Origin of the sequence: Fusobacterium sp., from assembly GCF_019012925.1 — a bacterium.
In the GTDB taxonomy this organism is placed as follows: domain Bacteria; phylum Fusobacteriota; class Fusobacteriia; order Fusobacteriales; family Fusobacteriaceae; genus Fusobacterium_A.
This window is the reverse complement of the sequence record NZ_JAGIRL010000008.1, coordinates 60,294-71,344: the sequence shown is the minus strand read 5'-3', so window position 1 is coordinate 71,344 and position 11,051 is coordinate 60,294. Positions and strand designations below refer to the sequence as shown.

General features: G+C 30.6%; 11 protein-coding genes, 1 tRNA gene and 1 riboswitch. Of the genes, 6 read left to right on the top strand and 6 right to left on the bottom strand.

Annotated elements, in window-relative coordinates; translation table 11 throughout:
- Positions 1–339: 339 nt before the first annotated feature.
- Genes QZ286_RS01585 through QZ286_RS01575 form a run of 3 tightly spaced genes read right to left on the bottom strand, consistent with a single transcriptional unit; the run spans position 340 to position 2,948 of the window.
- Positions 340–1,113, bottom strand: coding sequence for a GTP pyrophosphokinase (locus QZ286_RS01585; RefSeq protein WP_291255225.1), 774 nt, complete (start codon positions 1,111–1,113; stop codon positions 340–342).
- A 30-nt stretch (positions 1,114–1,143) separates the two neighbouring features.
- The gene (locus tag QZ286_RS01580) at positions 1,144–2,148 is read right to left on the bottom strand and encodes a hypothetical protein (RefSeq protein WP_291255222.1); all 1,005 of its coding nucleotides are present in this window, start codon (positions 2,146–2,148) and stop codon (positions 1,144–1,146) included.
- On the bottom strand, positions 2,142–2,948 hold the full coding sequence (locus QZ286_RS01575) for an SIR2 family protein (RefSeq protein ID WP_291255221.1): 807 nt from the start codon (positions 2,946–2,948) through the stop codon (positions 2,142–2,144). The genes QZ286_RS01580 and QZ286_RS01575 overlap by 7 nt, the downstream gene beginning before the upstream one ends.
- Before the next feature lie 134 nt (positions 2,949–3,082).
- Between QZ286_RS01575 and cls the strand changes: the two genes are divergently transcribed.
- The 5 genes from cls (at position 3,083) to QZ286_RS01550 (ending at position 7,463) form a co-directional block, all read left to right on the top strand.
- The gene (gene cls / locus QZ286_RS01570) at positions 3,083–4,528 is read left to right on the top strand and encodes a cardiolipin synthase (protein WP_291255220.1); all 1,446 of its coding nucleotides are present in this window, start codon (positions 3,083–3,085) and stop codon (positions 4,526–4,528) included.
- Between the two features lie 18 nt (positions 4,529–4,546).
- The gene (locus tag QZ286_RS01565) at positions 4,547–5,299 is read left to right on the top strand and encodes a PHP-associated domain-containing protein (protein WP_291255219.1); all 753 of its coding nucleotides are present in this window, start codon (positions 4,547–4,549) and stop codon (positions 5,297–5,299) included.
- Positions 5,300–5,350: 51 nt separating this feature from the next.
- Positions 5,351–5,427 (top strand) — tRNA-Arg (locus tag QZ286_RS01560).
- A 21-nt stretch (positions 5,428–5,448) separates the two neighbouring features.
- On the top strand, positions 5,449–5,742 hold the full coding sequence (locus QZ286_RS01555; protein WP_291255218.1) for a hypothetical protein: 294 nt from the start codon (positions 5,449–5,451) through the stop codon (positions 5,740–5,742).
- Between the two features lie 176 nt (positions 5,743–5,918).
- A riboswitch (glycine riboswitch) is annotated at positions 5,919–6,009 on the top strand.
- A 110-nt stretch (positions 6,010–6,119) separates the two neighbouring features.
- A complete protein-coding gene (locus QZ286_RS01550) occupies positions 6,120–7,463 on the top strand; it encodes a sodium:alanine symporter family protein (RefSeq protein WP_291255217.1) in 1,344 nt (447 codons plus the stop codon).
- 59 nt (positions 7,464–7,522) lie between these two features.
- Here the strand turns inward: QZ286_RS01550 and QZ286_RS01545 are convergent, their stop codons facing one another.
- The 3 genes from QZ286_RS01545 to QZ286_RS01535 all read right to left on the bottom strand — a co-directional run bounded on the left by QZ286_RS01545 (position 7,523) and on the right by QZ286_RS01535 (position 9,558).
- Entirely contained in the window at positions 7,523–7,858 is a 336-nt protein-coding gene (locus tag QZ286_RS01545; protein WP_291255216.1) for a zinc ribbon domain-containing protein YjdM, read from the bottom strand.
- A gap of 62 nt (positions 7,859–7,920) precedes the next feature.
- Entirely contained in the window at positions 7,921–8,829 is a 909-nt protein-coding gene (locus QZ286_RS01540; protein WP_291255215.1) for a DMT family transporter, read from the bottom strand.
- A gap of 15 nt (positions 8,830–8,844) precedes the next feature.
- Positions 8,845–9,558, bottom strand: coding sequence for a sulfite exporter TauE/SafE family protein (locus tag QZ286_RS01535; RefSeq protein WP_291255214.1), 714 nt, complete (start codon positions 9,556–9,558; stop codon positions 8,845–8,847).
- A 161-nt stretch (positions 9,559–9,719) separates the two neighbouring features.
- Between QZ286_RS01535 and QZ286_RS01530 the strand changes: the two genes are divergently transcribed.
- Positions 9,720–11,033: a hemolysin family protein gene (locus QZ286_RS01530; protein WP_291255213.1), complete on the top strand. Its 1,314-nt coding sequence runs from the start codon at positions 9,720–9,722 to the stop codon at positions 11,031–11,033.
- The last annotated feature ends 18 nt before the right edge of the window (positions 11,034–11,051 follow it).

Genomic DNA, 11,051 nt, shown 5'->3' with positions numbered 1-11,051 from the left:
TTATCTCCTACTGTGTAGCCTCTTCTTCCTCCAAAACCAATAGCAAACTCCTCTCCAAATCTTTTTATTAAATGATTATGTAGTGCTTGTTCTGCTTCTTCTATTGTTACTTTTCTTCCACAGGCTGTTAATAAAAGTAATGAGGTAATTAATATTATTTTTTTCATATTTTTCCTCCCAAGCTTATTTTATATATATTTTACAATATTCCTTTTTATTAATCTACTTATATTTATTGAAAAAATTGTTATCTTATAGATTAATGAGAGGAAAAAATCCTCTCATTTTTTGATATATGAAAAAACCTAAGCTCAAAACTAAGCTTAGGTTATTAAACTTCTATTTAAATTTAGTATCTAATTCTCTTTTATCCATTTCCTCTTCAGGTTTTAATGTAAATTGAGATTTCATATTTTTAATAAATGTTCCCATTTCATCAGCACTTCCAACTATTCTATTAAAAATAGCCAGATACTCAGTTATAATAGGATTGTTAACATCATAAGGATATCTCATCAAATGATCTATCTCACTCCAAGCTTCTTCAAAAACAGTTCTAACCTGTATTTCAACAAGAATCTCATCTTTTTTAGTCACAGGAATTCCAATAAGGTAGTGTACAGAACGATATCCGTGATCTCTAACTATTATTTCGCAGTTCATCTCAGAGATACTCTCTTGTAATTGTATCACATTGTAATCTCCTCTTCTGATATTGATTTGAGGAGTTTCTCTAATGTCCCAAAGTCCTAATATCTCGTGATGTATATTTTTCCAATCATCTTTAAAAAGGTGTAGCACTCTAATACCAATAAGGTCAGTAACAATTCCCTTATAAGTATCAACAGAGATGCCTCTATCAACATATTTTTTTCCTTTTCTAATAATCTTTTCAATTAGGTGTTTAGGTTTTTTAACTCTTCTTCTAACTGAGTGTACACTAGGAATATCAATTAATTTAGAAACGATATACTCAGCTTCTTTCTCCAACTGAGGTACTAATTTTACATAGTTATCATAGATCTTATTCAGTTCTTCCCAAACAAGACCAGTAGATGCAAAATACTCCTCATCTATTGAAAATTCTTTAAAAAATTGATCTTTATCAAGCATATTAAACACAATTTACTCCTTAATTTAAAACTATTTTTCAACTTTTTCAAGCTGTATTTCAACTAATTTTCTATATCCAACAATTGAGTTAGACTTTTCATTAATATCTTTTTGAGAAATTTGATCTTTTATAACTATTTTCTCTTGAAGAGAGTAGTTAATTCCTCTAAAATCAAGAGGGTGCTTCTTGATAAAAACTAAACTATCTCCCTCTCTTATTCCATCTTTATTTTCAACTTTAAAATTTAACCAACTGTTTAAGATTTTCTTATCCTCTAAATAACATTGTAAAAGGTGTAGAGTATAGAAATCCATAGATGTATCAGAGAAAGCTTTACTCTTAGATGGTGAGATAATTGACTCAACGCTTTCATATTGAGTGATAGATTTCAATATCATACCAAATTTGTGAGATTGTATAGGATTTTCAAAAATAATATCTCCATGTAGGTCTTTTATGTGGAAAGATAATCTTTCACCTGAAAAAACTCTTCTAATAAGGTCAGCAACAGCATTCAATCTAGAGTTCTTTAACTTGCTAAAGATTTCATACCTAAAGAAGTCTCCCTCTTTGATAAGAGTATTATTTTCCAATTTTATACTCAAGCCTAACTTAAACTCTCTCGTCTTAAATTCAAATATCTTAAACTTATTGAAACTAACTATTCTCAAATTAACATTTAATAGTGGAGTATCTCCAATATGTAAAGTGGTATTTCCTAAACTGATCTGTTCAATCTCTTTTTCATAATGAGATATATTACTATCTTTAATTGGGAAATTTTTTAGTTTCATAGATGTATATTGAATCTCTATACCAGTTTCAATTCCAGCTTCTTTAATCAATGTTACAGTTTTAGGTTCAGAAGACTCATATGGAATATCATCCTTAATAGGAGTGTCAGCAATTATATCTAGAGGATTTACATCTTCTTCTATAGCTGAATCATAGTCTAATTTTAGTAGAGGAGAAGTTTCCTTTTCTGTATTTTCAGTGGTAGTACTATCGGGATTAACTTCCTCTGATACTACCACACAAACTTTTTTTCAGGAAGTATTCTCTCTTCTTTTTGTGAGATTTCACTAAAATAATCTAGGAAATCTTTTGTACTAGAGGTAATTAATTTAATATTGTATTTTCCAATTAAATCTGCTGATTTACTACTAATAATAGAAGTATTGGTAATCATATATATAGGTTGGAACTCCTTTAGAGGTTCTAAGATGAAACTAAGCATATTCATCATATCAGAATCTTCTAAATCAATTCCTAAGAAGATAGTTGGTCTACTCTTGATCTCCTCTCTAACTCTCTTAAAAAACTCTGAATAAAATTCCAAAGTCTTTAATTTTCTAATATCTTGACTAGAGATAAAGAAAGTAGAAACAGAGGACATATCCCCTAAAAATTTATAGTAACCTATAGTATTCTCTTTTCTCTTTTGAATATTAGTAGGAGTAATTTTTGTAATTGAATCACAAAAATTAGTCTCAATAATATTATCAAAGTTATTTGTAAAAATATTTTCAAATAAACCTGAATTGATAATATTGCTATATATATCAATATTTACACTATATCTATGTTCGAAATTTTCTTTAATCTGTTTAACCAAATTCTTTTTTGTATCTATAACTGCATCTAAATATGCCTGCACTATATCTGAAAAAGAGTTCATATCTTTTATATATCTTTTTGTAGATTGCTGTAGCTCTGATAAAATGGCTTCTGAGATGTCAGTTTTTGAAGGATATCCAGTTAACTTATTTAAAAAATCACCAGTAAAAAGATTAAATTTTTGATCTTTTTCAAATTTTTCAAAAAAGTTCTTCATAGTTCTCACCTGCCTTAAAAATTAAAATAGTTCACTATTAGTATAACTTATAATTGGGAAATAAACAACAAAAAATTAAAAAAAAAAGGATTTTTTTAGAAAAAAGTGCTACAATTTATTAAGGAGGTAAAAGTATGGAAATTTTAATACCGTTTTTTAGAGATTATATTATTGTAATCAATGCATTATTTCTATTTATTATAGTACTATTGGAGAGGAAAAATCCATTATTTACTCTCTTTTGGATAACACTTTTAGTACTGGCTCCATATCTAGGATTTGTAGCCTATCTGTTTTTTGGATTGAGTTTTAGAAAGAAAAGAGTGGTTAATCAATTTTATAAATGGAAATTTTTATATAGCAAAAAAGTGATGGGATTTTCCCATTATAAAGAGTTGGTGAAATGGGAGCAACTCATATCCTATGTTGAGATTTCATCTAAAAATCAACTTACATCATTAAATACAAGCAAGATTTTTATAGATGGAAATGATTTCTTTTCAAGTGTAAAAGAGGATCTAAAAAATGCTAAAGTAAGTATCAATATGGAATACTATATCTTTAGAGGAGATGGACTTGGAAGCGAGATTGGTGAGATACTATTGAAAAAAGCCCAAGAGGGAGTGAAGATAAAGATCATAGTAGATGGTGCTGGTGGCTATGATAGAAAGATGTTAAAGAGATTTAAAGCTAATGGAATTGAAGTAGGAGTATTTTTTCCTTCAATTTTCCCTTGGTTCAAAATCACAAGCTTAAGAGCAAATTATAGAGATCATAGAAAATTGTGTTTGATAGATAGCAAATATGGATATATAAGTGGATTTAATATTGGAGATGAGTATCTAGGAAAGGGAAAGCTTGGATATTGGAGAGATACAGGATTGAGAATATTTGGAGAAGCGTGTATAGAGTTAGAGAAAGAGTTTTTCTTTTCTTGGGGTATTGTAAAAAAAGAGAAATACACATATAAAAAAGAGTATGAGTATAATGCTGAGGTTTTAAAAGAGTTAATTGAGGTAAAAGGAAAGCATAGTGGACATATGCAAGTGGTAAGTAGTGGACCAAACTATCAATTTAGAGCAATAAGGGATAATGCTCTTAAGATGATAATGAAAGCACAAAAATACATTTACATTCAGACTCCGTACTTTGTTCCAGATGATACTGTTTTAGATGCTTTAAAAATAGCTACTCTATCAGGAGTAGAGATAAAGATTATGATTCCAGATAAACCTGATCATTTTTTTATCTACTGGGTAAATCAGTATTTTAGTGGTGAACTATTAGATTTGGGAGTAGAGGTATACAAGTATGGAAGAGGGTTCCTACATAGCAAATTTATAGTTGTTGATGATGAGGTTGTAACTGTAGGAACAGCTAATTTTGACTACAGAAGTTTTTATCAAAACTTTGAGATAAATGTAAATATCTATGAAAAAGATGTAGCTAGAACATTTAGAGATATATTTAATAACGATATTAAATTTAGTCACAAACTCTTTAGAAGTGAGTATTCTAAAAGAGGTTATTATATAAAATTAAAAGAGTCAATCTGTAGATTGTTGGCTCCAATAATGTAGAAAGAGAGTTGACCTGATATGGTAGAGTTTCAAAAACTTTCAAATTTCTTTTTTCCTTTTATAGAGAGTGATTTTAGGTATGCTGGAGATTTTTATTATGATCTACATATTCACACTACAGCTTCAGATGGATTTATAAAGCCAGAATTTTTAAAAAACTTTGTAGATCATAAAAGATATCTAATCTCAGTAACTGATCACAATGAGATAAGAGGTGCTGTTAAATTACGTGAGTTAGGGATTAACAATGTTCCAGGATTGGAACTAGGTTGTGAAGATGGATTTGAAATGTTAGTTTATTTTAAAAAAATGGAGGATCTAGAGGAGTTTTACAGAAAAGAGGTAGAACCCTATAGAAATATTAAGAGAATGGCTAAAACTCATAGAGGTATATATGAGTATTTAGATGTTTTAAATCAGTGGGAGTGCCATAAATCAATTCCTCATATCTGTGGAGTGGTACAAAAAAATTTTATAAATAATAAAGAGTATATCTATGATGTAATAAAAAAAGTGGATTCATTAGAAACACATAACCATGCACTTCCAATGGTTAGAAATCTTATGGCTGGAGAGTTGAGAGAGAGATACAATCTAACTGCAACATTTGGAAGTGATGCTCATATTTTAAGGGAGATTGTATCATATTATAAATATTCTAATATGGATTTGAGTAGTGGTGAGAAGATAGTTGACTATATCTATAAGATAGGAAGTTTAAGCGGAATTGGGCAAAAACACCTGTTATATTTAATTAAAAGTTTAACATAGTAAAAAAAACCTTTTCAAAAAATAAAAATTATAGTATAATGAATAGGTAGTGATCCCGTAGCTCAATTGGATAGAGCAATTCCCTCCTAAGGAATAGGTTGTGTGTTCAAACCACATCGGGATCGCCATTCTTTACAGGAGGAAGATATATGAAGAGAGTGATATCTTTAGTGTTCCTTGTAATGTTAATTAGTTCTTGTAGCTCTTATACTCCTAAGAGTACCGAAGCTAGATATAATAAGCTTTCTAATAAGATGGATAAGTTGATGGACGATGTCATAGTGGAGAGGAAAAGAGCAGAGCTAGAGAAAGATTTTACAAAGTTTAACAAAGGAATGGTAGAGTACAAAAAGAAAAATGCTGATGAAGATGTTGACTACCTAGATAATTATATAAAAAAGACAAATATAAAAATACAATATTTAAGAGATTTGAGAGATTAATTCTCTCATTTTTTTATGCAAAGAAAAAATATATTTGACAAATAGAAAAAAATGTCATATGATATGACCTATAAGATAAAATTGAATAGAAATCGGATGAAGATATAGGGAGAGAGCGTTAAGCCGCCGACGAAGTAAATCTTTCAGGCAAGTTCGAAGAACTATGGACCTATATTGGACGAGCCTCTGGAGAGACTCTATGAGCACCGAAGGAGCAAACCCAAGCAATTGGACTAAACTCTCAGGTAAAAGGACAGAGGAATTATGCAACTTACATTTAGTTATATTATGTATAATTCTTTTTTTGATTTCCAGAAGGTAGATTCTACCTTCTTTTTTTATTCAATTTAAAAGGAAATAAATAGGAGGAATTAAAAATGCAACAAGTAGTAACAACAATCAATGAATTTTTATGGGGGAACTTTCTAATACTTCTTTTGATGGGAACAGGAGTTTACTTTACATTAAAACTAAATTTTATCCAAATTAGAAAATTTAGTGAGGGAATAAGAAGAGTTACAGGTTCAATGGCTCTTAATGGAAAAGCAGCAGATCACAATGGGATGTCATCTTTTCAGGCTTTGGCAACAGCAGTAGCAGCACAGGTAGGGACAGGAAACCTTGCTGGAGCAGCAACAGCTATCGTATCTGGAGGACCAGGAGCTATATTCTGGATGTGGGTAAGTGCTTTCTTTGGAATGTCAACTGTATACGTTGAGGCTATATTGGGGCAGATGTTTAAGAAAAGAGTTAATAATCAGATAACAGGAGGACCTTCATATTATATAGAGACAGCTCTTAAGAATAAATTTCTTTCAAAGGCTTTAGCTGTATTTTTCTCAATTGCTTGTATCTTAGCTCTTGGTTTGATGGGAAATGCAGTACAGGCCAACTCAATATCTGTAGCTTTTGATAAGGCTTTTGGAGTACCAGCAGTAGCTATGGGAGTTGTAATATCTTTACTTGCTGGCTTTGTATTCTTTGGTGGGATAAAAAGAGTTGCTGCAGTGACAGAGAAGATAGTACCAGTTATGGCGGGATTATATATAGCAGCTTGTATAGTAATTATCTTTATTAATTATAGAGAGATAGTACCAGCTCTAACTTCAATTTTTTCTTCAGCTTTTACTACTCATGCAGCTGTAGGTGGAGCAGTGGGAATAAGTGTTAAACAAGCAGTTAGATATGGAGTGGCAAGAGGGCTTTTCTCAAATGAAGCGGGAATGGGATCAACACCACATGCTCATGCTATAGCCAAGGTTAATCACCCAGGGGAACAGGGAATAGTGGCTGTTGTTACAGTTTTTATAGATACTTTTGTAGTTTTGACAGGAACAGCCTTAGTTATTCTAACTTCTGGTGTTCAAGAGGGAACAGGAATAGTCTTAACACAGAATGCTTTTGTAAAATCTTTAGGTTCTTATGGGGATATGTTTATAGCTATATGTCTATTCTTCTTTGCTTTTTCAACTATCATAGGTTGGTATTTCTTTGGAGAGGCAAATATAAGATACCTATTTAAAAACAATATCTCAATAAATGTATATAGAATTATTGTTATGTTAGTTATTATTAAAGGATCTGTATTAAAAGCTGAGTTAGTGTGGGAGATGGCAGATATGTTTAATGGAATGATGGTACTTCCTAACTTAATAGCTCTATTAGCACTAGGAAAATATGCTAGAACAGCAATGAAGGAGTATGAGTTAATAAATAAATAATTGTTACTTAATAATAAAGAGCAAGTAGGCTTGGCTAACTTGCTCTTTTCTTAAATCAATTAGATTTTTTTTACAAATTCAGATTTTAGTTTCATAGCTCCAATACCATCAATTCTACAATCAATGTTATGATCTCCTTCAACTAAACGAATATTTTTAACTTTAGTTCCAATTTTAACTACTAAAGAACTTCCTTTTACTTTTAAATCTTTTATAACTGTTATACTATCTCCGTCTTGTAAAATGTTTCCATTAGAATCTTTTACAACTAGAGTTTCCTCCTCAGTTTCATTATCTAAACTCCACTCATAAGCACACTCAGGGCATATTAATAGATTCTCATCCTCATACACGTATTCTGAATTGCACTTTGGACAGTTTGGTAATTTTGACATTCAATCTCCTCCATAAAAAAATTTCTTAGATATTATACCATAAAATTCAATTCTAGAAAAGATTATTTTTTTCTACGAAGTGCTACAATACAACCAAGTAGGACAAAAGAAGCACCTATACCTTGATATAGAGTGATATTTTCATTTAATAATAGATAACCTATAATAGCTGTAACAGGTGGTAAAGTAAGTTTTAAAACATTTAAAACAACAACACCCTGTTTTTGAATGATGAAAAATGTCATAACCATACCTACAAATATAGAGTACATACCAGTCAATAGTACTTTTGTTATATTATCACTTGAAGCAGTTAGAAGTTCATGTATATTTCCAGTCATTATAGATATAGTGAAGAAAATAATACTTGTCAAGATAGATGAGCAACTACTGATAACCATAGAGTGTATATGTTTAGCTGTCCCCTTAACAACAAAACTTTGTAGTGTCTGTATAACAATTGTTCCTGCTAAAAGAGTGATTCCAAGTAAAAAGTCTGAACTAGATGAACTTTTGTGAGCACCAGTTAGAACAAAGACAAATGACCCTGCTAGAGCTAACAATCCACCTAAAATAAAGTGTAACTCTTTAACTTTCTCCCTTTCATCTAAGAAGAAGATAGCAGCCATTATAATAGAAAATGGCATACTTAATATTCCAAATATACTACCTGCCAGAGCAGATGTTTTACTGAGTCCACCAACGAAACAATACATATTTCCAGCTGTTAATGAAGCAAGAAGAAATAGTCTTGGAAGTAGCCAAAGATTATTTTTTAATTTTATTAACTCATCTCTAAATTTGAAAAATGAAACTAGAACAAAGAGAGTTCCACCAGATAAAAACATTAGAGCATTAGTGTTAACAGTGTGAAATATTGTACTTATGTAACGAATCAGTGGATAACCAAACCCCATAAATAAAATATAGATTATAGCAGATAATTGATTTTGTTTCTCTTTTATATTCATAACCCCTCCTTAATTTTAGAAAAATAATAGCTTTAATCCACTTATTATGCTGAGTATAACAATGAACTTTTCAAAAAGCTCCTGATTCATCTTTTCAACAAAGTATTTTCCTGCAAAAACTCCTACAAAAACAAATGGAATAGCTACACTTGTTAACTTGAAAGTCTCTAGATGTATGTTTTTTAAAACTACTACATAGAGAGTTACCTTAACAAGATTTACTATAAAATAGAACCAAGTTCTAGTACCATAGAATTTATCTCTATCCATTTTGATATTTAGAAGATATATACTCATTAGAGGACCAGATACATTCCCGATAAATGCAGCAAATCCACCTAAAAATCCAAACAGGACACTCAATTTAGAAAAGTCAATTTTAAAGTTTTTTAATAAGGTAAGAATTCCAATAACAAGTATTATTATTCCCATACTCTGTTTAAAAATCTCATCAGATATGTATTTTCCAAAGATCACAGCAACAATCATTCCTAAAAATGTAAGAGGAAGCATTTTTAAAACAACTTTTTTGTCAGCATTTTTTCTGTAGATATACATAACAATGAGGTCAGAAACGAGGATAGGGATAATGATAATACCAGCTGAAGCCTTACCACCATAGATACTAGCTAGGATAGGTGAGAAGATAAGAGCAGCTGGAATACCAAGCTTACTAACTCCACAACCAATTCCTAAACCAATCATTCCCAAAATTTCTAAATATGACATCAAACCTCCTTAAATTCAATGCAACTTTTGCTAAAATATGCTATAATTATACTATAGCCAAAGTTATTTTAGCATAAAAAATAAAAATTTAATAGATTTAAGAGGAGAAATTTTTATTGGCTTAAAAAATAAGAAAAATTTAGATGATTGAGGAGATAGGTATGAGTATTGGAATAAGGATCGTACTGATAATAATTTTAATGAGTATCTGTATGTTTTTATCTATTAGTGAAATATCACTAGCTTCAGCTAGAAAATTGAAATTACAACTTATGATTGATGAGGGAAATAAGAATGCTGAAAGAGTGATGGATATTCAACATACATCTGGAGATTTTTTTACAGCTGTTCAAATTGGAACTAATGCAGTATCTATATTAGCTGGTATTGTGGGAGATGGAATTATTGCTCCATATGTTAAGAGTTTTATAGTAGAATATATTCCAATGTTGTCATCACAGAGCTCTTTCATAGGTGATACACTATCTTTCGTACTTATAACAGCACTTTTTATAGAGTTTGCTGACTTAGTACCTAGAAGAATGGCAATGGTAGCCCCAGAAAAGATATCTACAGTGATAGTGAGACCAATGCTATTTCTTATTCAGATAGTAAAACCTCTAATATTCATATTCAATGGTACAGCTAATATAATTTTTAAGATATTTGGAATACCATTGGTGAGAGAGGAGATTATAACCTATGATGATATTTTTGCTATGGTAGATGCAGGAGCAGAGGCTGGAGTGGTACAGAAGAAGGAACACTCACTAATAGAAAATATATTTGAGCTGGAGTCGAGGTGGGTTTCCTCTATAATGACAACAAGGGATAATATAGTATATTTGACTGTGAATGAATCAGAGGAGAGTATAAAAAATAAGATTGCAAACAATCCACATGCTAAGTTTTTAGTCTGTGAGAATGATATTGATTCAATATTGGGTTATGTAAGTTCTAAGGATATACTACCTAGAATGTTGACAGGTGAGATCAATGGTTTAAAAAATATCAAAGGTATATATAATAGGGCTTTGTTGGTTATTCCAAATACCTTGACACTTTCTGAAGCTTTGGATAGATTTAATGAAGCTAGAGATGATTTTGCAATAATTTTAAATGAATATGGATTGGTAGTTGGACTAATAACTCTAAATGATGTAGTCAACACTCTAATGGGAGATATTGTACATCAGATATTAGATGAGCAGATAATTGAGAGAGAAGAGGGCTCTTGGCTTATAGATGGGGAGACACCTGTGGAAGATGTAAAAAAAGTGTTGGTAGATATTGAGAAGTTTCCAGAGGAGGATACATATGAAACAATAGCAGGGTTTATGATGTATATGTTGAAGAGTATCCCTAAAAAATCTGCTGTTGTAGATTTTGAGAACTATACCTTTGAAGTGGTAGATGTAGATAGATTTAAGATTGACCAGCTTTTAGTAACAAGAAAAAATGAGAAACAAAATTAAAATAAAACATTAAAAAAT